The sequence below is a fragment of the Mesorhizobium sp. M0029 genome, from assembly GCF_040323735.1.
In the GTDB taxonomy this organism is placed as follows: domain Bacteria; phylum Pseudomonadota; class Alphaproteobacteria; order Rhizobiales; family Rhizobiaceae; genus Mesorhizobium.
On the sequence record NZ_JAMYVF010000038.1, the window covers coordinates 1 to 19,836 of the forward strand.

20 protein-coding genes and 3 pseudogenes are annotated in these 19,836 nt (G+C 58.8%); 13 read left to right on the top strand and 10 right to left on the bottom strand.

The window, feature by feature from the left end; all coding sequences use genetic code 11:
• Positions 1-331, bottom strand: a pseudogene (locus NKJ76_RS31070) (hypothetical protein); the annotation flags it as partial.
• On the opposite strand from NKJ76_RS31070, the gene NKJ76_RS32525 reads away from it, so the two are divergent.
• Entirely contained in the window at positions 242-466 is a 225-nt protein-coding gene (locus NKJ76_RS32525; protein WP_084013115.1) for a Y4oE-related protein, read from the top strand. The pseudogene NKJ76_RS31070 and the gene NKJ76_RS32525 overlap by 90 nt on opposite strands.
• Before the next feature lie 581 nt (positions 467-1,047).
• On the opposite strand, the gene NKJ76_RS31075 is transcribed toward NKJ76_RS32525, so the two are convergent.
• Entirely contained in the window at positions 1,048-1,260 is a 213-nt protein-coding gene (locus tag NKJ76_RS31075) for a hypothetical protein (protein WP_023690461.1), read from the bottom strand.
• A gap of 132 nt (positions 1,261-1,392) precedes the next feature.
• Entirely contained in the window at positions 1,393-1,602 is a 210-nt protein-coding gene (locus NKJ76_RS31080; RefSeq protein ID WP_023694061.1) for a hypothetical protein, read from the bottom strand.
• Between the two features lie 363 nt (positions 1,603-1,965).
• On the opposite strand from NKJ76_RS31080, the gene NKJ76_RS31085 reads away from it, so the two are divergent.
• The 3 genes from NKJ76_RS31085 (at position 1,966) to NKJ76_RS31095 (ending at position 3,589) form a co-directional block, all read left to right on the top strand.
• Positions 1,966-2,601: a class I SAM-dependent methyltransferase gene (locus NKJ76_RS31085; protein ID WP_023670654.1), complete on the top strand. Its 636-nt coding sequence runs from the start codon at positions 1,966-1,968 to the stop codon at positions 2,599-2,601.
• Between the two features lie 585 nt (positions 2,602-3,186).
• On the top strand, positions 3,187-3,411 hold the full coding sequence (locus NKJ76_RS31090) for a hypothetical protein (RefSeq protein WP_023690459.1): 225 nt from the start codon (positions 3,187-3,189) through the stop codon (positions 3,409-3,411).
• Entirely contained in the window at positions 3,401-3,589 is a 189-nt protein-coding gene (locus tag NKJ76_RS31095; RefSeq protein ID WP_245261925.1) for a hypothetical protein, read from the top strand. The genes NKJ76_RS31090 and NKJ76_RS31095 overlap by 11 nt, the downstream gene beginning before the upstream one ends.
• Positions 3,590-3,698: 109 nt before the next feature.
• On the opposite strand, the gene NKJ76_RS31100 is transcribed toward NKJ76_RS31095, so the two are convergent.
• From NKJ76_RS31100 to NKJ76_RS31110, 3 genes are read right to left on the bottom strand one after another with little or no spacing between them, the layout of a single operon-like run.
• Complete coding sequence (locus NKJ76_RS31100) at positions 3,699-3,977, bottom strand: hypothetical protein (RefSeq protein WP_023670652.1); 279 nt, start codon at positions 3,975-3,977, stop codon at positions 3,699-3,701.
• Between the two features lie 42 nt (positions 3,978-4,019).
• Positions 4,020-4,388: a LysR substrate-binding domain-containing protein gene (locus tag NKJ76_RS31105; protein ID WP_084013112.1), complete on the bottom strand. Its 369-nt coding sequence runs from the start codon at positions 4,386-4,388 to the stop codon at positions 4,020-4,022.
• On the bottom strand, positions 4,294-4,920 hold the full coding sequence (locus NKJ76_RS31110) for a LysR family transcriptional regulator (protein ID WP_023690457.1): 627 nt from the start codon (positions 4,918-4,920) through the stop codon (positions 4,294-4,296). Before NKJ76_RS31110 ends, NKJ76_RS31105 begins: the two co-directional genes overlap by 95 nt.
• Before the next feature lie 112 nt (positions 4,921-5,032).
• Between NKJ76_RS31110 and NKJ76_RS31115 the strand changes: the two are divergent.
• The 3 genes and pseudogenes from NKJ76_RS31115 (at position 5,033) to NKJ76_RS31120 (ending at position 6,922) form a co-directional block, all read left to right on the top strand.
• A pseudogene (locus NKJ76_RS31115) lies at positions 5,033-5,570 on the top strand (VOC family protein).
• A gap of 614 nt (positions 5,571-6,184) precedes the next feature.
• On the top strand, positions 6,185-6,328 hold the full coding sequence (locus NKJ76_RS32530; RefSeq protein WP_502902375.1) for an exopolysaccharide production repressor protein: 144 nt from the start codon (positions 6,185-6,187) through the stop codon (positions 6,326-6,328).
• Positions 6,329-6,619: 291 nt separating this feature from the next.
• Positions 6,620-6,922, top strand: a complete 303-nt coding sequence (locus NKJ76_RS31120) for a DUF1330 domain-containing protein (RefSeq protein WP_023670645.1) — start codon at positions 6,620-6,622, stop codon at positions 6,920-6,922.
• 1,569 nt (positions 6,923-8,491) lie between these two features.
• On the opposite strand, the gene NKJ76_RS31125 is transcribed toward NKJ76_RS31120, so the two are convergent.
• From NKJ76_RS31125 to NKJ76_RS31135, 3 genes are all read right to left on the bottom strand, one after another.
• Complete coding sequence (locus tag NKJ76_RS31125; RefSeq protein WP_023694064.1) at positions 8,492-9,223, bottom strand: hypothetical protein; 732 nt, start codon at positions 9,221-9,223, stop codon at positions 8,492-8,494.
• Positions 9,224-10,291: 1,068 nt separating this feature from the next.
• Positions 10,292-11,248: an FAD-binding oxidoreductase gene (locus NKJ76_RS31130; protein ID WP_352539134.1), complete on the bottom strand. Its 957-nt coding sequence runs from the start codon at positions 11,246-11,248 to the stop codon at positions 10,292-10,294.
• A gap of 210 nt (positions 11,249-11,458) precedes the next feature.
• Positions 11,459-12,316, bottom strand: coding sequence for a LysR family transcriptional regulator (locus NKJ76_RS31135; RefSeq protein ID WP_023690450.1), 858 nt, complete (start codon positions 12,314-12,316; stop codon positions 11,459-11,461).
• Positions 12,317-12,445: 129 nt separating this feature from the next.
• Here NKJ76_RS31135 and NKJ76_RS31140 point away from each other — a divergent pair, with 129 nt between their 5' ends.
• From NKJ76_RS31140 to NKJ76_RS31165, 6 genes are all read left to right on the top strand, one after another.
• Entirely contained in the window at positions 12,446-13,528 is a 1,083-nt protein-coding gene (locus NKJ76_RS31140) for an amidohydrolase family protein (RefSeq protein ID WP_031201701.1), read from the top strand.
• Between the two features lie 11 nt (positions 13,529-13,539).
• Positions 13,540-13,893 (top strand): Rieske (2Fe-2S) protein, encoded by a 354-nt coding sequence (locus tag NKJ76_RS31145; RefSeq protein ID WP_023690448.1) that lies wholly within the window; start codon positions 13,540-13,542, stop codon positions 13,891-13,893.
• Between the two features lie 121 nt (positions 13,894-14,014).
• Positions 14,015-15,622, top strand: coding sequence for an ABC transporter substrate-binding protein (locus NKJ76_RS31150; RefSeq protein ID WP_023690447.1), 1,608 nt, complete (start codon positions 14,015-14,017; stop codon positions 15,620-15,622).
• 87 nt (positions 15,623-15,709) lie between these two features.
• The gene (locus NKJ76_RS31155; RefSeq protein WP_023673826.1) at positions 15,710-16,756 is read left to right on the top strand and encodes an ABC transporter permease; all 1,047 of its coding nucleotides are present in this window, start codon (positions 15,710-15,712) and stop codon (positions 16,754-16,756) included.
• Positions 16,753-17,637 (top strand): ABC transporter permease, encoded by an 885-nt coding sequence (locus tag NKJ76_RS31160; protein WP_023690446.1) that lies wholly within the window; start codon positions 16,753-16,755, stop codon positions 17,635-17,637. The genes NKJ76_RS31155 and NKJ76_RS31160 overlap by 4 nt, the downstream gene beginning before the upstream one ends.
• On the top strand, positions 17,627-19,258 hold the full coding sequence (locus NKJ76_RS31165) for an ABC transporter ATP-binding protein (RefSeq protein ID WP_352539135.1): 1,632 nt from the start codon (positions 17,627-17,629) through the stop codon (positions 19,256-19,258). Before NKJ76_RS31160 ends, NKJ76_RS31165 begins: the two co-directional genes overlap by 11 nt.
• A gap of 147 nt (positions 19,259-19,405) precedes the next feature.
• Here NKJ76_RS31165 and NKJ76_RS31170 read toward each other — a convergent pair.
• Positions 19,406-19,836, bottom strand: a pseudogene (locus NKJ76_RS31170) (hypothetical protein); the annotation flags it as partial.

Consider the following 19,836-nt stretch of genomic DNA (forward strand, 5'->3'; position numbering starts at 1 on the left):
CCACACCGAGGCCGGCGCCGCCAACCACGACCGGCAAGGTGAAGGCAACGATGACGGCAACGTTACCGTTCGTGGCGCGCCTTAGGCGGCTCAAAGCAAACCAGATCCGGGTGAACGCGTTGGATGCCATATGTATTAGAAACCATGAATAGATAAACGAATGTGTAAAAAACCCATTCCGATTCGATGAAGTCCGACCTGCCAGACGAAATAGGTGCGCTGCAATTCCTCCTCGCCTCGCATGTACCGAGATCAGGCCGCTCAATCTGCGGTCGATCTCTACGGGTTGGAAGCGGCGACCGCCGTGGCGCAGTGCGCTTTGGAGGCTCATTTCGACGGTCGACCAGATGACTATCGCTTTTGGTGCGATGTCTTTCACCAACTGAGAAGAGCAACTGAAGGAACTTTTGCCGCGAAATCGTGTTCGTTCGAGCATGACCAGAATAGCCGACCTTGGACCGCCTAAGCCCGGCAAGCCACACCAACCGCAGGACGGGCACGATCGATTTCACCCATGCCCGATCTGCGGCCAGCAGGTCGACAAGCGCGACTTCCGCCAGGTCATGTGGCACGAGCAACCAGATCATGAGCCGCTGGAGCTCGATCAGTGAGGCAGGAACAACTGGGCCGCCAGCCAGAAGCCGACGGCCATCAAAGACAAAACAACGAGTGCGACGAGGAACAGCCTCATCGCCGGTTCCTACCACGCGTCAGAACAAAACCCGCCGACCGAAGCCAGCGGGCTTTTGTTGCAGGGCCGTGGTTTGCTTAGGATGTGGATCGCGGTTCAACACTGGGTGCCAATTGCGCAGTCACTGCGCTCAGACGCCCACGTTTGGTCAGTACTGGCTTGCTGTATTCTTTCTTCATGCAGTCCCTCCAGTGGAAATTTGAGGCAAAGCGCATTTACAGCCAAAGGTTGTCAATCAGCCCGCGCCTTGTCAATTCAAAAGGTGCCCGCCGCCCTTGCGTCCGGCGGACGAGAGACGTCACACCGCAAGCATCTCACCAGCCATGGAATCGTCCAACACCGTCCAGGTACTGAGGTTACCTAGCCGCAGGAGGGTCCTGAAGCCGCACAACCTTGTCGAGATGTAGCCGTATCCGCTGGCCTTCAGCGAAGGACAGCGCAAACGATTCCAGGCCGAATGAGCGTGTAATTTCCTGGTCGGTCTCTATGATGCGGACGACCCATTCGCCACTGGCTCCGACCACTTCCACGCGAGGCGTGGCCTTGCGAATTGACACCACGTTGCTCATCACATCCTCCCTACGAAACGCAATGGCAAGTCGATTTAAGACCGTCGTAGTCGGTAGATCAATAACAAATGCTTGCTCGGATCGGACGAACCATCCTGGATGGGCATACAACGGGGGCTAATGCCACTTCAGTCAGGCGAACCCTCCGGGGAACCTCCCTTGAGATAGCCTCTGCTTCAGGTCGTTGGCATTCAGGATGGCCGCCAGCTCTTCGGCATACTCCATGTCGGGAAGGTCGACAGATGGGTGGCCCGCTACAATAGCCGGCAGCCCGGTGAACACGTCGAACACCGTCCACGTCCCATCCGGTTCCCGCCTTACGCCGTACCGCAGAGTTGCCATGAGGGGATGCTAATGGAAGCCGCGAATATATGGTACAAAAAATGCGAGCGGGCGATCGGACAACGGGCACGCCTTGCAGAAGTTTTGCCGCTACGACGGGTTCGGTCGGGCACGGCCAGAATAGCCAACCTCGGACCGCCCATCCCCGGCAAGCCACATGACCTGACTGGGAAGAGCATTTCTATGCGCGCCCCATTTGCGCGCAAAAGGTAGACCGTCGCGACTTCCGCCAGGTGATGTGGCACGAGCAACCGGACCACCAGCCGCTGGAATGCGACGCCTAAGAGCGCAGCACAACCCAACTGGTCATCGCTATCGAAGCAGCGTTTGCGGGGCGGCCGCTTCTAGGCGCATGGTGGCTAGATGACCCGAATATGGGTGGGATCGGATGGCGCCACGATTTATAGCGAAACCACTGTCCTGGCCGACCGAACCGGCGGCTGGCTGGTCCGGGCCGGAATGAACCGGGGCAATGCCCGGCTCAACGGCTACGCTCTCGATCAAGTGCACCTGGTCCCGGTAGATCGTGCCGTGGAGGTCGGTTTCGGCGGCGCAGTTTTACTGCCGCAACTTATCCGTGAGGCAGCATTCGTTTGCGGTGTTGACCGCTCGCAGGATGTCGTGAACGCTGCCTCCCACCGGTTCGCCGATGCAGTGCGCGTCGGACGAGCCGAGTTCCGAACCGGGCTAGTCGAGGACTTGCCCTTGCCGGATAGCACATTCGACAAGGCTCTCAGCGTCCACACAGTGTACTTCTGGCAAAGCCTTAGAGCTGGATCCGCAGAGCTCCATCGCGTCCTCAAACCAGGCGGTCGCGTCGTGCTTGGCTTCCTCCCGAAGGCACATATGGACCGGATGAACATGCCGGCCGATATTTTTACACCTCGCGAGCCGGATGAGGTCATTGCTGCCTTGCGAGAGGCAGGGTTCAGCGACCCTGAAGTGCGGAGACCGAGCACGGAAACCGCATGGCTCGTTGTGACAGGCACGCGAAGATAAGTTTCGGCGCCTGGAAGCGGAAAAGCCCGCCGCCGAAGCCAACTGGCTTTGTTGCAGGGGTTTGCCTAGGCTCCTCTGGGTTCAACACTGGGTGCCAATTGCGCCGTCACTGCGCTGAGACGCCCACGTTTGGTCAGTACTGGCTTGCTGTATTCTTTCTTCACTGCAGTCCCTCTCTAGCGAATTTCGGCAAAGCGCCTTGGGCCTAAAGGTTCTCACTCATCGGTGCAGGTTGATGGCGTGCACACAGCCGTTACGGCCGAGAGCTTCTCGCGCTTCTTTAGTTCCGGCTTCTGATAAGGCTTCTTCATGCAGGGTTCCCCACGTTTGTCCCTCAATGCGAAAATGCGGTGCGCCGACCACGATTGTCAACCGGAAACACTGAAGTAGCGGCCGAGCGACGCCAGGGGCCGGCACGCGCGGTCAGGGCGGCGTGCGCAGCGTGGATGCTGCAATTGCCTGGCCGGTTGCCATGGCCTGCTAACGAGCGCACACTGCTGCGGTCGCCTCGAAAAATCAAAAACAAACAGGCACGAGGCGCTTGGGAGCGATCATCAGGCTTTCGCCCGACCAGGGAGAAGGCCCATGCCCACACCGGCACAGAGCCGGCTCATATATTTTATGGGCCAACTCGTTCACAACGAGAGCATCGTTTCCAAGCAGGATATTATCGTCGGCTTACTGGATCACGAAGGCAGTCCGACGGCCGACGCCGACGAATTGCTGGCGAACTTGCATCGATCACTGCAACAGGCCCGACAGAGCTTGCACGAGGCGCAAGAGATCTATGGAGTCAGAAATGCGGAGTAGCGAAAAAACAAAACTCGCATACACAGCCGCAGAGTTCGCCGAAAAACACGGTTTGACCGTGAAGGCAGCCGAAATCATCCTGTCCGTGAACGGCTCCTCACGTGTCGCTTGCGATGCAGCAGCACGCGCATTCAAAGAAGCGGTTGCGCACCGAGCACACAGCAATGACGGCGAATGAGGCCCGCGCCTGCTTCCGAGGCTGCGCGGGCCGACCATGACGAGTGGAGAGGACATCTTGGTCACCGGCAGGAATCGCTGAAGAACGAGCCGGGTGTGAACGAACAGCCTCAGAGCGAGGTTGTTCCCGACTGACGCAAAAAAGCCCGCCAACATGAGCCGGCGGGCCAAGTAATGGGTCGCTGTCCAATGAACGCGTTAGGTGTCTTCAGATGGATTTTGGTCGAGAAGCCGCCGCGCGTCAGGCGCAACAAATCGGGCGCCGATTGAACGCCCTGCGGACGCAGGAACGCCTTCGTCTCGCGGGCGCTCCGCGTAAGCAAATCTTCGCCGCCGAGAAGCTCAATCGTCTCGGCCCAACCGTCGTCTGCAAGCAATTCGTGTGTCATCGCAGTTAGAATCCCACCCGATTCCGCAGGGCAATACCTATCTTATCGCCTAGGCCCTTTTGCCCCTACCGCCGAGACATGACCGCGCACCACGGAGCTGTCGAACATCTGCACCAGGTGCGACCGGTGTCGTTGCGCCCACTTCTGTGCCGGATAAGCAAAGACTAGGCCGGTAAACGGTGAACGCAGTTCGGGGAGTACCCGCACCAGATCGAGCTGATGGGCGAGATAGCCTGGAAGAAAGCTGATGCCCAATCCTATCGCCACGAGCGCCCTCACCGTTAGCAGATCATCGCAGGTGAGGCCCCCTGTCAGGTCAACACCGATCTTCCGGTCGCCCGCCAGCATCGGCAGCGGTCGCGCCCATGCCTTGCTGAGGGCGATTAGATCGTGATGTTCGAGTTGCTCCAGTGAGACAGGTGTGCCCCGGCGGCCGAGGTAGGCCTTGGAAGTGTCCTGAAGGACCCGTCACGAAAGCGCGTGAGATCAGGCTGGAATCGCGCAACGGGCCGACGCGCACGGCGAGGTCGATGCCGTCGGCGACGAGATCGGCAACGCGGTCGGTGACGACGAGATCAACGGCGACCGCCGGATAAGCCTTACGGAACGCTGCAATAACAGGCGGTAGAAGCGTCTGCGCGATATCCACTGACGCCGTCAGCCGAAGCTGTCCGTCCATCCCCGCCGACTCTGCGCGAAGCTCAGCTTCGACGGTCTCGATTTCTCGCAGCGCGATGCGACACCGCTCGAAATAGGCTTGGCCCTTGGGCGTAGCGCGCAGCTTTCTGGTCGTGCGCTGGATCAACGAGAGCCCGAGCCGTCGCTCCAGGGCCGCGACCTTGGCGCTCACTGTCGTTGCAGGCATGCCGAGACGGCGCGCCGCGCCGGCAAAGCTCCCTGCCTCGAGGACGTTGATGAAGACACATATCTCGTCGATGCGCATTCCCGGATTATGCAGAAAACGGGATGCTCATTCCAGTCATCTCATATTTTCCGGGCAATGCATTTGCGCGATGATTTCGCTTGTGGAAATCGCCAGCAGGGGAGCGGAGGCCATGAACGATCAATCGATCAATCCCAATGACGCCGCCAGCGTCGTCGAAAAATATGCCATCAACCCGCGCGTTCGGGTCGGTCACGTCCATCTCAACGTCGCCGACATCGAGCGATCGCTAGCCTTTTATTGCGGTGCCCTCGGGTTCGGCGTCACCATGTCGCTAAGCGAGGAGGCTGCCTTTCTCGCGGCGGGCGGATATCACCATCATCTGGCGCTCACTAACTGGAAAAGCCGCGGCGGCGCCGCGCCCCCGATTGGCACGACGGGCCTACACCATGTCGCCTTTCTCTATCCGACACGGGCGGCGTTGGCGGCTGCGCTGCGCCGCCTGCGAGCAGCAGGGGTGACGCTCACCGGCGCGAATGACCATGGCGGCTCGGAGGCGATCTATGTGCGCGATCCCCGGCAACGGGGTAGAACTCTATTGGGATCGCCCGGAAGCGGAATGGCCGCGCAACCCGGACGGCGCGCTGAAACTGGTCAGCAATCCGCTCGACGTGGACAATCTCGCCCGCGAGGGGGCATCAGACTGCTAAGCCGGCCACCGCCATGGCGGGCTGCGTTCGGAGGACTGCTGCGACAGTGCTAGCCATTCACCGAGCCACGGAGCCGGTTGGCTGCGAGCGGAGGGCAACCACTCGGCTGGCGGGCTTCGCCACCCCAGGTATTAAAGTGTACGCTTCGAGAAGACCGTCGGCAAACTCAAGCGCTTAAAATGCGTCGCAATACCCTGCGGGAAGAGAAGCGAAGCTTCGCATCCGAGCTTATAGGACTTGACCGGCGGCTAGCCAGACGGCTCCCGCGCGGCTGAGACGGCCCTGTCCCGTTCCTTTGGATGAACTGCGCCTTGTGGCCGGTGATGTTCTCGATCGCCTTCAAAAGGGGTCGATGGACCTCACAGAGCTTGGCATGCTCGCTGTGGTACGCACAGCGACCCGAATATGCTCTTGTGCAGCGCTTCGGCTGCCGCCAGGAAGCGCTCGATTTCAGCCCGGGAAAGCTGTTCGGAAGGTTTGGTTCTGGCCATTGGTGCTTGCGCAATTACTAATTTAGTGAAACCTTACGTTCTTCTGGGGAGTAGACGTGAGACCGGTCGGTCCAGCTATGGGCGGCATTGAACATGATGTTTTTTCCGCGATTACTGATTGGGATGTTTGCCACGTCGACCGTGGTAGCGACCTGGACTTACCTAGCAACCGATTCGTTCTGGAAGTCCCTTGCATGGACCTTGCTGATTTTTATCATCTTTCAGGTTGCATATTTCCTATTTTCATTCGCGCTTTTCTACAAGTAAGTTTTGGATGAAAAGAACCGAAGAAAAACCGAACACTGCCGAGCCTACCTGTCGAGACGGCGGTGTCTCATCTGAAGGGCGCTCGATGACGCTTTGAGGGAGACCGCCAGACACGAGAGCAGCGATCATGCTAATCTTTGCGAACCATGCGAAAGAAGGAAAGCCGTGGCAGCGCCAACAATCATCGAAAAGCGCGCTGGCGCTGGATGTCGCCACGGAGATCGTCGTTAGGGTGCGGACCGACGACGCCGAAGCCGAGGAGGGCGAGCGGGGTCTAAGGAGGAAACACAGATGGCTGCCTATCTGATAGCGGATGTAGACGTAAAAGACGCTGCCTTGTTCGAGGAATATCGGCGGGACGTTCCCGCTACCGAAGAGCGGTACGGTGGGCGGTACCTGGGCCGCGGTGGCGCCACCAAGGTTTTGGAAGGTGATTGGGATCCACACCGACTGGTCATTGTCGAATTCCCCGACATGGCGTCATTGATGGGCTGGTATAATTCGCCGGAATACGCCCGGCTGATCGAGATCCGCAAACGTTCCGCTAACACCAGGATCATCGCTTTAGAAGGGATTGCAACGCCTGCCGCGTGACCCATAAGCGCGGCCAGCGGACCCGACGACAGTTGGGCATCCTCAGCGTCATTTCTTCCTCACGGCGAGATGCCGGAGCAGCAAGACCACTTAGTACCGTCTATGATCAATTTGCCGCTGCGCCGGCGAGCGAGCAAAAGACGCGGGAACAGGTGTCTCGTGACCGCCGTGTTATCCCGATCATCCGAAGACGTTCGCTCTGGTGCGGGACGACTTCAAGTTCTTTTTCAAGGGTGTTCGGAGGTTGGCCCACGGCTGAAGGGCTGCACAACCAAGGGGCGACGATCAGCTTCTCCACCTTCAGACACATCGTGATAACCTGTCGGCCATGAAATCGGTGGCTTGAGAGAAACGTGGGCGGGCCCCAGGAGACTAATTTCTGCCCATGGGGAAGGCGATGTCCGCGCTAGCCGGAATGTCAGCTACCGAAGATCCGCCGTGTGAAGGCTGCCAGTCCGCTAACGGCCGCCCCAAAGCTGCCGGTCAAGACAAGGTCGCGTTGGAACCGATCCTTCGCATCCCCCGTTATCGAATGGAAGGGACATTACTTGCCATTAGGAGATGAAGAATGAAACGGCTTCTTTTTGCCACTGCCATGATGGCTCTTTCCAGCGGGCTTGCGTTCGCGGGGACGACAGGGACAACAGGGACGACGTCGAGTGGCTCCTCCACTACCACAACGATGCCGACGACAGATAACAACACGGATTCGACCACAACGAAGTCGACCAATTCGAACTCAGCGAAGGACTGTGCGCCCGGCCAGCAGAGTGGCAGTGCTAAGCAGGCCGCTCCTGGTCAACAGGATGACACCAGTGCCAAGTCCGCAGCCCCTGGACAGATGAAAACGACTGCCGAAGGTTGCTAATTGTGGCGGGAGGGGCTGGTTTGCACCGGCCGGAATGGATGCCTCCCGCTGCCGACCGGCGGCAACGGACCGGCCCGCGCCCTTCGATCAGCGCGGGCCGTTTTTCTGAAAGAACCTCCCTTAATCGTCCAAGGAGCCTGCAGCCTTTTCTTGGGCGAGCCGGAATGCATAGTTGGTTGCGGATGTGATTGTTGAATAGCGGCCCTTGGTGGGGCAGATTTGAACGCGACAAACGCCTCAAGCGGCACGCCCAGGAAATCGTATTGCTTCCCCCCTCGCTCAAACAGACCGAGAGAACCCTGGTCCGGGTCAATAGTCGAACTTGCGCATCGAGGTCGACGGCATGGTGCGTTTCAAGAAACCAGCGTGAGCCGCGGCCAGCCGGGTATGGACCGCCCTACAGGCTGAGCTGTATTCGAAGATGTGGCCGGGCGTAGAATGACCTCGCGTTCCGCCGCTTCGCGCGCCGCCCTGATCGGAGTTTTCGCGTTGACGGTGTGGGTGGCCGTCACGGCATCGGCTGCGATCTCCTCAACACGGTATTTCGGCACTTTTGTTCCTAAGCGTCGGTAGCGACTCCGCTTGTTTAGGGGTCGCCCTCAAAGAGGAGAAAAGGTGGCAAGCTCGTCGTCTCCCTGCCGCCGGGGGTGTGACCCGGCGGCTTGCACGTTCGACTAGGGTCGTTTCAGCGGTGACCGGTCTTACGGCGTTGGCGCAGGATCCTGTTTGGAAGCCATCTCGTCGATCTTCTCGGCAAGCACGCTGTTGGCCCATTCGGTGACCTCGGCGTCGACCGGCTTGTTGGCCATATCGGCGAGCGCGTCATCCAGCGATGGGACGGCGGCAGCAGCATCGGCCGCCGCTATATTGGCGGCATCGAGCGCCGCCTGCGCTGCATCGATCTGCTCCTGGGTCGGGACTTGGTCGGCCGGAGTATTCGGGTCGTTCAATTTGGCGTTCAACGCGTCGACTTCCGCTTGGGCGGCATCTACCGCGGCTTGGGCGCCCTTGGCGGCAGCCGAAGCTGTCACATAAGCCTGAATGCCGGCGAATTTCTTGCTCTTGGAGTTCATATAAGCGTTGATGTTGCGCTGCAGCGAGTTCAGCCGGCCAAGCTTGGCGTGAATGTTCTTGTCCTTAGGCGTCGCGGCGACCTCAATGTCGTCGACGGCGACCTGGTCTTCGCCCGAGGCCTTCTTTCCGGCGTGAGCCGATGCCGACTTGCCGTGCGAAGCGCTGTTGCCGGACTTCCCGCCGCCGTTGCCGGACTTGCCGCTATTGCCGTGACCACCGCCATTGCCGTGACCACCACCATTGCCGTGACCACCACCATTGCCGTGACCACCACCGTTTCCACCCGCACCAGCGAAAGCAGGAGCGGTCACTAGCGCAAGCGCGGCAAGCGCCGCCAAAAGGGTTTTTCGGGATGTCATGGTACCTCCTCAGGCGAATAGCCACCTCGCCGATTCGTTATAGAGCGGCTTATAAGAGTTTCCTAATTCGACTGAATGAACTTTAGATAAATGCTTGTTGCAATGAGCGACTGACGACTGCGAAGCGCTTTGTAACCCTCTGAAATCTAGCAAAAAATCCGGAGTCGCAGACCGTATCCCCCTTTAGCGCGACTGAAGTCCCATACCGATCGACCTTGGTCGGGCGATGCACAACCGCGGAATGCTTGCGGCATTTCGGAGTATGGCGTCACCATGTGGCTGTGACTGCGCATTGGCAGACAACTCGCCGGGCGAAGACCCCAACAACCTCGAGCCCGGCGAGCCTTACACCTGATCAGAGTACGCGATCAGGACCGGGGATCAGCCGGCGAAAGATGTGGGTGCAATATGGGTGCCAAACTATTCGTCCCAAATTGGGACCATGCTGCGGCCGGCAAGCTGCGCTTAGGTCTCATAAAAGGCTTAGGCGCTGGCATCGGAAATGGCGATCGCTGGTCGCTCTGCGCCAAGCCGCAGGACCAGCATCATGGTTGCCCCATTTTGCAGAACTTGACGCACACAACCCCCCGCGACAAAGGCTGCTGGGCCGTCGTAGCGCCGATCTGCTCCGGCATGGCCGCGTGAATGCCCGCTCGACTCCAGCAACAGCTTCATCCTTGGTTGCGACGTTCCCGCGCGCGCCGCCGTCATCGAGCGTATTATCTTACTCGCCTAACCCGGATCGTGCCGCGTCCGCTTTCCGGGACGCACGGATCTATGCTCAATACCTAATGTCAGGCGCGTACCTGAATGGGTCCTCGAGCCGAGATAGCGCGTTAGTCCATACCCGACATTGCGATGTCCAGAAATCGACCGTTTCGCGAACAGCGATGACTACTCGGAGCTGCTATCTCGTTTGCGCCACGAACTGTCCCCTGCCCTCAATGCTTCCAACGTCTCATTTGGGGGCCGATAACGGACTGACAGCTTCGAGCGTCGAGCCGTTGGGTTAGACCCTGACGCCGATGCGTGCGCCGACGGAATCTTCCAACAGTCAACAACGCCGAGCTAAGCATCGAGCAAAACCGTCCCTCGCGGGCGGCTGCAACATGCCAGGACATAGCCGGCAGATTTCTCTTTAGCATTCAGTCCGCCCAAATCGTCCATGGTAACCTCGCCGGATAGTTTGGCTATTCGGCACGTTCCGCAAACGCCCTGCTGGCAGGCGGTTGGGATGTAGATGCCACAGTTCCGCGCCGCGTCCAGCAGGGTCTCTCCGGGCGCGCAGCGATGCTCCACACCCGAGCGGACAAAACGGACCGAAGACGAAATCGCCAAGCCCAATTCCGACCGAGAACCATTGCTGCCTCCGAAACTCTCCTCGTGATACTGCGCCGGCGGGAAGCCTATTGCATCAAGGCAGGCGCGTGCCGTCTTCATGTATCCTTCGGGCCCACAGGCAAAAACGGTGCGCTTGTGAAGATCGGGAACCAGGCTCAGCAGCATCCGACCATCAATTCGGCCGGTTGAACCCGTCCAAGCGGGACCTCCCTGGCCGCAAACCAAAGTCACTTGAACATTGGGAAAGCGAGCGGCAAGTGCTTCCAGTTCCGCTCGGAAGATGATGTCGCCTGGGGTTTTCGCGCTGTGAATGAAGCGGATCTCCCTGTCGTCTGCGCGGTCTGTAAGCGCAGGCAGCATTGACATGGTCGGAGTCACGCCGCTCCCGCCCGAAAGGAAAACAGGTTTCTCCGACGGCAATTTATCCAGATTGAACGAACCGAGCGGCCCTTCGATCTCGATCTCGCTGCCCGGCGTCAAATGGTCATGGATCCAGTTGGAAGTGAGCCCGCCCTGCGTTCGCTTCACGGTGATCTGAAGATCAAGCGGTCGCGTCGGCGGTGACGATACCGAGTAGGCGCGCGTTATTGTGGCGCCGTTGATCCTGAGGTGCACGAGAACATACTGGCCCGCGCTGAAGCAGAACATCCGACCAGCGGCAGATGTGAGAACAAATGTTTTCACATCGTGCGTCTCGTCTATCACGCGACGGCAGAGCACTATATCTCGCGTCTTTTGTGCCCATCGCCGCTGACGCATGGTGGGCACGACATCTGAGGCTTGGATGGAGGCGTATGCATTCATCGTGCGGCTCGGCGTTAGGTCGAGCGAACATGCCAGTTCTTACCCCGCTGAACAGCAATATTATCCCAGCGTTATGATCGGGAATATCGATTAAACCTCCAGCGACATAACAGCGAGATGGAGAGCACGGATGCCTTTGCGAATGATCGGTTCGTGTTTGCGGCGTGCCAGTATCGCCGTATGGACTGGCTGGTGCAAGGTCGGCGCTCCTTCGACCAGGAACGATGGAATCTCACCGGTAAACCTGCGCGCATCATCGCTGCGCATGTAGCAAGTGCCGCCCGTTCGCCGGAGCATGATCTCCGCCAGAGCTTCCGATCCGGTCGAAAGTCGGCAGATCGCCAATTGAGCCAGCATCTCTGCGTGCGTTTTCTCCAGCACGACGGTGTAGCCTGGGCGGATGTAGGTGTCGGGATCGACGTCCGACAGGTTTCTGGCGGCAGTCGAAACCATTAAATATTCCTCGACCATCAGGTGCTCGTATGCGATCTCAGGCAAGTAGCGGGGGGCATAAAGCACCGCGATATCCAGGTTTCCCATGCTGAGGTCGCTGACCATCTGGTTCGAATAATCCGACTCGACATGGATTGAGGACTTCGGAAGTGCTTGGCACAGGGTTTCGACCCACCCGGGCAGGACTGAGCGGGTCATGCCCACTTGGGCGGCAACGCGCAAGGTGCCTTCGAAACGGTTGAAGGCCCGGACATCGTGGCGAGCCTGCGACCAAGTGGATACCAGAGATCTTGCGTAGGCTTCGAACCGGCGCCCTGCGGCAGTCGGCTCTGCCCCGGCGCGTCCGCGTTGGAACAGTTCAGATCCGATTGCGCTCTCCAGGTTCTTGATGCGGGTGCTGATTGTCGATTGGGTTAAGCCCAACCGATCTGCGGTGCGATTGAAATTTCTCGATTCGATGATGTCGAGAAAGGTTTCGATGTGATCAAGCTGCATGGAAATCCCGATCGAAAAATTCGATCATGTTCCTGCCTACCATAAGCTTGATCAAACAATACTCAAGGGGGAAGCTGCACCAGATCATCGGCCGGCGCACCGCCGGGACGGGCCACGGAGCGGAACAAAGTGTTCATAGTTGATTGCGACTGTCACAATTACTGGTCAAGCGCCACCGTGTTGACGCCATACCTTTCCGGCTTGTGGAAAGACATGTTCACCGAGGGCGAGAAAACAGGTCCAGTCGGCGCATTTCCGCATGGCCATCGCCCCTGGTTTCATCCGCAGGACTTCTCCCGCAAGGACGTCCGTCCGAAGACGGAAGCCGACAATTATCTCATCATGAAAGAGAAGCACCTCGACAAGTACAAAGTCGACGTGGCGATCCTCACCGGCGATGAGCCGATCGAGGCGTCGACCCTCGCCAATCCTTACTATGCCAGCGCCCTGGTCAGCGCCTACAATGACTATCAGATCAACCAATGGCTGCCGAAAGACGATCGTTTCATGGGTTCGATCATCATCGCACCACAGGATCCGAAGCTCGCTGCCGCCGAGATACGCCGTCTGGGCAGTTATCCGCGTATGGTCCAGGTTCTCGCTTCCCAAGGGTCCGTCAAGCCGTATGGAGACCCGTTCTACCATCCGATCTACGAAGCTTGCGCTGAAGTAGGGTTGCCGTTCGCCATACATCTGGGCGGGCATGGCGGCGTGAATTCAACTGCCATTGCGCCTGCGCCCACGACATTCTTCTGGGAAACGCATGCCATTTTGCACATGTCCGCGATGTCGCACGTGGCAAGCATGATCGCCCATGGCGTCTTCGAGAAGTGGCCGGACCTCTACTTCGTGATCATCGAGTGCGGTGTCGCCTGGGTTCCGTCGGTCCTGTGGCGCCTGGATGCCGACTACAAAGCGCTGCGTAAAGAGACGCCATGGCTGAAGATGCTGCCATCGGAATATTGCCGGCGCAACATCCGCTTTTCCACGCAGCCGCTGGAGCAACCTGCAAACATCCAACATCTCTGGTCCACGCTCGAAGCGATGGACGGGGAAAACACGCTGATGTTTGCGTCGGACTATCCGCACTGGGATTACGACGATGCCAACACGCTGCAAATCCCTCCTGCCTGGAAGAGCAAGATCATGGGACTGAATGCGTTGGAAGTCTACAAACGCATCCCCCGTGCGCAAGCCGCGAATGCTGCCTGAGGAACCATACGATGCCCGAGAAGACATATATCTGCCGCGTCCACGAGATCGAAACAGGATCTCCGTTTATCGCCAAGATCCGCAGCCTTTCGGTCGGGATTTTCCGCATCGGAGATTCATTCCACGCGCTGCTGAATGTCTGTCCGCACCGCGGCGCTCCACTTTGCGAGGGACCGCAATGCGGGACAACCGCGCCCGTTGAACAAGCGCAATTCATCTATCATCGCGAAAACGAGATCGTTCGATGCGCCTGGCATGGCTGGGAATTCGACATCAAGTCAGGTGAAGCCTTGGTCGATCCGTCCATTCGCGCTCGCACATTTCCAGTCACCGTCGAAGCCGGCAGCATCTATGTGACGGCCTGATTGGCCCAAAAGCCGATTGGGATTGGAAAAATTCGAAGAAAGATGGCCGAAGCCAACTAGCAGATTTGTTCGCAGGTGCTTGAAAAAAATAACGCGGAGAACTCCGCAATGGGAGAGTCAAATGTCAGAATCTGAATACAAGCTTGGTCTCGCGCAAAGCCTGGTCGGTGGCAGCAAAGTTTCCCGCCGCGACTTCATTCATCTTGGGATAGCCGCAGGCCTGACGGTCGCCGCCGCCGACACGCTCTTCGTCGCCAGGGCGCGTGCCGAACCGATGCACGGCGGCTTCGCCAAGCTCGGCATGGCTCATGGCGCGACGACGGATTCAATCGATCCGGCCGGCTACCCCGATACGTTCACACAAACCGCGTTTTCGGGCTCGCTATCCAACAGCCTCACTGAGGTCGACGCCAAAGGCAATGTCCAACCGGACCTCGCCGAGAGCTTCGAATCTTCGGATGGGGCCAAGACCTGGGCCTTCAAGCTGCGCAAAGGCGCAACCTTCCACAACGGCAAGACTGTGACGGCGGATGACGTCGTGACGTCATTGCAATATCACATGGGCAAGGACACAAAATCGGCGGCGAAGTCGCTGTTGGAGTCCGTCGCCGGGATCAAGGCCGACGGCCCGGAAACGGTGGTCTTCACGCTCAAGAGCGGCAACGCCGATTTCCCTTACATCATGAGTGACTACCATCTGGTCATCATGCCAGCCAAGGACGGCAAGGCGGACTGGGCTTCAGGGGTTCGCACCGGCGCTTTCCTCCTTGAGAATTTCCAGCCCGGCGTTTCGGCGAAACTCAAGCGCAATCCAAACTACTTCAAAAACGGCAAGCCCTATCTCGACGAGGTGGAATTCATCGCCATCACTGATCTTGCCGCTCGCATGGCGGCCTTGTCGACGGGCGAGGTGGACTATATCGGCCGCGCCGACCTCAAGACCCTCGGCATGTTGAAACGCAATCCGAAGGTGGAAATCGTCGAGGTCACCGGCTACGGACATTATACCTTGCCGATGAATGCCGCGATGGCGCCGTTTGATAATCCAGACGTGCGAACGGCATTGAAATGGGCGATCAATCGCCAAGAAATCGTCGACAAGATCTTTCTCGGCCACGCCACCGTGGCTAACGACAACCCGATCGCGCCAGCGATCAAATTCGCCAAGGATCCGCAACCGCAACACAACTTCGATCCGGAAAAAGCCAAGCACTACCTGAAAAAGGCCGGAATGGAGAACCTGAAGGTGGATCTCTCGGTCGCCGATGCCGCTTTTGCAGGCGCGGTGGATGCGGCTTCGCTCATTCGCGAGACGGCAGCCCAATGCGGCATCGACGTCAATGTCGTGCGGGAGGCCGAGGACGCTTATTGGGACAATATCTGGCTCAAGAAACCCTGGTGCGCATCCTATTGGAGCGGTCGAGCGACGGCCGACTGGATGTTCACGCAAGCCTTCGCCGCGGACTCCAGCTGGAATGAGTCGTTCTGGAAAAATCCCCATTTCAACGAATTGCTTGTTAAGGCGCGGGCCGAGACGGACGAGGCCAAGCGAGCGGGAATGTATGCCGAGATGCAGCAACTAACCCACGACGATGGCGGCAGCATCGTGCTGGTCTTCAACAATTTCGTCAGCGCCCAATCCAAAAAGCTCGCACATGGCGAAGTGGCGCCCAACTGGGAGAACGATGGACTGAAAATGGCCGAACGCTGGTGGATCGCCACGGCATGAAAAGGCGGCCGGGGCCACGATGGTTGTGAGGCTCCGGTCGGCTTGCTCCGAGTGCAGGACTGCCGCCCAAAGGGAGACGGCACTCACATGAACCCCGTCGCAAGAACGGTTCTGCAGCGCCTTGGCCTCGGCCTGGTCACTTTGTTCATCGTGTCCATCATCATCTTCTCTGCCATCGCGATGCTTCCGGGCGACTTCGCCAAGGCCACGCTCGGGCAGTCGGCGACGCCCGAAACGGTCGCCGCCTTTCAGCGGGAAATCGGCATCGATCGTCCGCCTGTCGAGCGCTATTTCGTCTGGGTCGCGCAAATGCTTCACGGCGACTTCGGCTCTTCGTTCGCGAGCCGCACCGGATATCGGCGTACCGTGGCCGAGATCATCGCGCCACGCCTCTACAATACGATGTTTCTTGCAGCGGTGACCGCGCTGATAGCGGTTCCGCTGGCGCTTGGGCTTGGCATTCTCGCCGCGCTGTACCGCAACGGCTGGTTCGACCGGCTGGTGAATGCCGTGACACTGACAACTATTTCGTTCCCGGAGTTTTTCGTCGCCTATATGCTCGCCTACCTGGTGATCTCGCGCGACACGTTCATTGCATCCGATTTCGCTCAATCCCTGCCCCATTGGCTCAGTATCTCACTGACCTGGGCACTCAATGCGGTTCCCAAATTTCCGACATTGTCGAATGTGAACGATCAGACCCCATTTTGGGAGCACCTCTGGAAAGTGGCGCTGCCGGCAATCACCCTTACACTCGTGATCGTGGCCCACATGATGCGCATGACCCGAGCGGCCATCATCAACATGCTCGCAAGCCCCTACATCGATATGGCGCGCCTCAAGGGAATGTCCCCGATGGTGATCGTGCTGAGGCATGCCCTGCCCAATGCCTGGGCTCCCATCGTCACTGTCGTGGCGTTCAATATGGCATATCTCATCGTCGGAGTGGTCGTGGTCGAGGTCGTTTTCGTCTATCCCGGGATCGGCCAACTGATGGTTGATGCGGTAAAATCCAGGGATGTTCCGGTTGTCCAGGCCTGTGCCCTGATTTTCGCCGCGACCTACATCCTTCTCAACCTGCTGGCCGACATTATTTCCATCGCCACCAACCCCAGGCTCTTGCACCCACGATGACCAGATCCCAATCTATCGCGGCGGTTCAGAGGCTGAGGCGCTCGCGTGCCAGCCGGGCGACAACAGCGCTGAAGAAGGCACCGCTTAGTGCATGGTTCGGCATCGTGGTGATCGTTGGCTACGTCCTTGTTGCGGTCTTCGCGCACTGGATAGCCCCATATGGCGAGACGCAGGTCTTCAGCGAAGCCTTCGCGCCGTGGAATCAGGAATTCGAATTGGGAACCGACCAGCTCGGCCGCGACATGCTCACCCGCTTGATCTACGGTGCGCGCAACACCATCGCTATCGCGGTCGCGACTACATTGCTCTCCTTCGCGGTAGGCGTGTCGCTCGGCCTCCTTGCCGCATTGTATAGGGGGTGGCTCGACCAGATCTTGTCGCGTGCGGTGGACGTGCTGATGTCGATCCCGAGTCTGATCTTCGCGCTGGTGCTTCTGTCGATCTTCGGCTCGTCGATCACCAGCCTGATTGTTATCATTGCGCTTCTCGATTCCACCCGTGTCTTTCGGCTTTCTCGCGCCGTTGGGCTTAACGTGGCCGTGATGGAATATGTCGAGGTGGCGCGATTGCGCGGCGAGGGACCGAGATGGATTATCGCCAATGAAATCCTTCCCAATGTCATGCCTCCACTGGTCGCCGAGTTCGGCTTGCGATTCTGCTTCGTGTTCCTGACAGTCGCGGCGCTGTCGTTCCTCGGAGTCGGTATTCAGCCGCCGACGGCCGATTGGGGATCAATGGTGCGCGAGAACGCAACCCTGATCACTTACGGCGATGTCACGCCGCTGCTTCCGGCCGGCGCGATAGCTCTTCTTACCGTATCCGTAAATTTCGTTGTGGACTGGTACCTGCACGCAACAAGCGGGTTGCGGGATGAAAAGTAGCGATCCAGGCTCACGCGAAAAAGGAAAGGATCTACTGCAAATCCGCAATCTGCATGTGGAGGGATCCTCGGACGAACAGTGGCATCCCATCGTCCGCGGGATCGATCTTACGCTGAAGCGGGGGGAGGTTCTTGGCCTAATCGGCGAGTCAGGCGCCGGCAAGTCCACCATTGGCCTTGCCGCAATGGGCTATGCCAAACCGGGCTGCCGGATCACACAGGGCTCGGTCCTGTTCGACGGGATTGATCTCCTGGCAGTCAATGAAAAGGGGCGCCGTCGTCTCCGGGGCTCCCGCATTGCCTATGTCGCGCAAAGCGCGGCGGCCTCCTTCAATCCGGCACATCGACTTTTGGAACAAACCATCGAAACCGCGGTGGCGCATCGAATCGTCAGCCGGGAAGAGGCGAACCGGAGCGCCGTGGATCTTTATCGGCGTCTTCAGCTCCCAGTACCCGAGAGCATAGGCTTTCGCTATCCTCATCAGGTCTCAGGCGGGCAGTTGCAACGGGCCATGACAGCGATGGCAATGGCTTGTCGACCGGACCTCATAATATTCGACGAGCCAACAACGGCGCTCGATGTGACCACGCAGGTTGAAGTCCTTGCCTCCATTCGCAACATCGTTGAGGAATTCAGTACTGCTGCAATCTACGTAACGCATGACCTGGCGGTGGTGGCGCAAATGGCGGATCGCGTCATGGTTCTGCGACACGGAGTTACCGTGGAGGTGGCTGACACACGCCAGATGCTGGCCTCCCCCAGCCAGGAATATACGAGGACGCTCTGGGCAGTCCGCAAGCTCGCCAAGCCCGAAGTTCCAGCCGATGACTATCTCTTGACGATAGACAACGTCACCGCGGCTTATGCCGGAGGGGTCAAGGTGCTCCAGGATGTCTCCATCAAGGTTCCGCGCGGAAGAACAGTCGCTGTGGTCGGCGAATCCGGTTCTGGGAAATCGACGCTCGCTCGAGTCGTTACCGGACTCTTGCCGCCAAGTTCGGGTTCGATTTCTTTCGCAGGCCAGCTCCTTTCCAAGAGCCTGAAGGCGCGGCCCAAGGAGGTCCTGCGTCGCGTCCAGATGATTTATCAAATGCCCGACAACGCCCTTAATCCGCGCCAAACGGTCGAAGAAGTCTTAGAGCGGCCACTCGAATTCTACCTCGGCCTCAAAGGCGCGCAGAGAGATCGCCGGATAAGCGAACTTATGCACCTGGTCGAGATGAGCGAGGATTTTCTGGAACGTCTACCTGGCGAGCTATCAGGTGGCCAAAAACAACGCGTCTGCATTGCGCGGGCATTGGCTGCCGAACCGGAGCTTATCATCTGCGACGAGATCACATCCGCGCTCGACCAAATTGTGCAGGAGGAGATCCTCAAGCTTCTGATGCGCCTACAGCGTGAACTCGGGATGAGCTACATCTTCATTACCCATGACATTGCCACGGTGCGCGCGATAGCAGACGAGATTGTCGTCATGCACGGCGGCAAAGTCGTCGAGCAGGGATTGAAGAGCGTGGTTCTCACACCTCCGCATGCCGCTTACACCGAACGGCTTTTGTCCTCTGTTCCCGAAATGGATCCTGACTGGCTGACAAGATTGCTGGCCAGTCGGAAAATCTGACAGGTTGCAAGGTGGTCAGGAATTAAGTCCCCGTCCGCCCATCTTCCACGTGCTTTGAAGGGCATGATCGAGCTCCACGCGCAGCGATCAGCGCGACTATTATGCACGCCTTCTGGAACCGTCTATCGCTGATCCAGGACCATCAGGCTAGGTTTGACGCTGAGGCGTATCGGAAATACGTTCGCGCACGGCATGCTCGGTCTTGTCTGCTGTGGACTTCACGATCTCGCCGAGCTGATCGGCTATCGTGTCTGCTTCCATATCTTGCCGGCCAGCTTCCTGCTTGATGGTCTCATAGGCGTCGGCGGCGACCTGCTTGGCCTCATCGAGGCCCCTGTCGAGCAAAGTTTCGGCGGAATCGCGAAGCTTGTCGCCATAGGCGCCTAGTTGCTCGTCCTCCGTTGCGGTATGGGGCAGAATTGCACCTATAGCGGCGCCGATGGCGAGACCGACGGCCGCAACGGCCAAGGGTTGATCCTCCAACAGATCTTGCGCGGAGCGGCTGGCTTTCGCCGCCATGTCCCCAGTCGTCGAGCTTGCATTGGCAGCGCTTCCCGTCAGACCCGCCGCAGCGGCTC

Bases quoted from the DNA above. Each gene is read 5' to 3' on its own strand.
- NKJ76_RS32525 (WP_084013115.1), top strand. From the start codon at position 242: ATGTACCGAGATCAGGCCGCTCAATCTGCGGTCGATCTCTACGGGTTG.
- NKJ76_RS31075 (WP_023690461.1), bottom strand. From the start codon at position 1,260: ATGAGCAACGTGGTGTCAATTCGCAAGGCCACGCCTCGCGTGGAAGTG.
- NKJ76_RS31080 (WP_023694061.1), bottom strand. From the start codon at position 1,602: ATGGCAACTCTGCGGTACGGCGTAAGGCGGGAACCGGATGGGACGTGG.
- NKJ76_RS31085 (WP_023670654.1), top strand. From the start codon at position 1,966: ATGACCCGAATATGGGTGGGATCGGATGGCGCCACGATTTATAGCGAA.
- NKJ76_RS31090 (WP_023690459.1), top strand. From the start codon at position 3,187: ATGCCCACACCGGCACAGAGCCGGCTCATATATTTTATGGGCCAACTC.
- NKJ76_RS31095 (WP_245261925.1), top strand. From the start codon at position 3,401: ATGCGGAGTAGCGAAAAAACAAAACTCGCATACACAGCCGCAGAGTTC.
- NKJ76_RS31100 (WP_023670652.1), bottom strand. From the start codon at position 3,977: ATGACACACGAATTGCTTGCAGACGACGGTTGGGCCGAGACGATTGAG.
- NKJ76_RS31110 (WP_023690457.1), bottom strand. From the start codon at position 4,920: ATGCGCATCGACGAGATATGTGTCTTCATCAACGTCCTCGAGGCAGGG.
- NKJ76_RS32530 (WP_502902375.1), top strand. From the start codon at position 6,185: ATGTTTGCCACGTCGACCGTGGTAGCGACCTGGACTTACCTAGCAACC.
- NKJ76_RS31120 (WP_023670645.1), top strand. From the start codon at position 6,620: ATGGCTGCCTATCTGATAGCGGATGTAGACGTAAAAGACGCTGCCTTG.
- NKJ76_RS31125 (WP_023694064.1), bottom strand. From the start codon at position 9,223: ATGACATCCCGAAAAACCCTTTTGGCGGCGCTTGCCGCGCTTGCGCTA.
- NKJ76_RS31135 (WP_023690450.1), bottom strand. From the start codon at position 12,316: ATGCAGCTTGATCACATCGAAACCTTTCTCGACATCATCGAATCGAGA.
- NKJ76_RS31145 (WP_023690448.1), top strand. From the start codon at position 13,540: ATGCCCGAGAAGACATATATCTGCCGCGTCCACGAGATCGAAACAGGA.
- NKJ76_RS31150 (WP_023690447.1), top strand. From the start codon at position 14,015: ATGTCAGAATCTGAATACAAGCTTGGTCTCGCGCAAAGCCTGGTCGGT.
- NKJ76_RS31155 (WP_023673826.1), top strand. From the start codon at position 15,710: ATGAACCCCGTCGCAAGAACGGTTCTGCAGCGCCTTGGCCTCGGCCTG.
- NKJ76_RS31160 (WP_023690446.1), top strand. From the start codon at position 16,753: ATGACCAGATCCCAATCTATCGCGGCGGTTCAGAGGCTGAGGCGCTCG.
- NKJ76_RS31165 (WP_352539135.1), top strand. From the start codon at position 17,627: ATGAAAAGTAGCGATCCAGGCTCACGCGAAAAAGGAAAGGATCTACTG.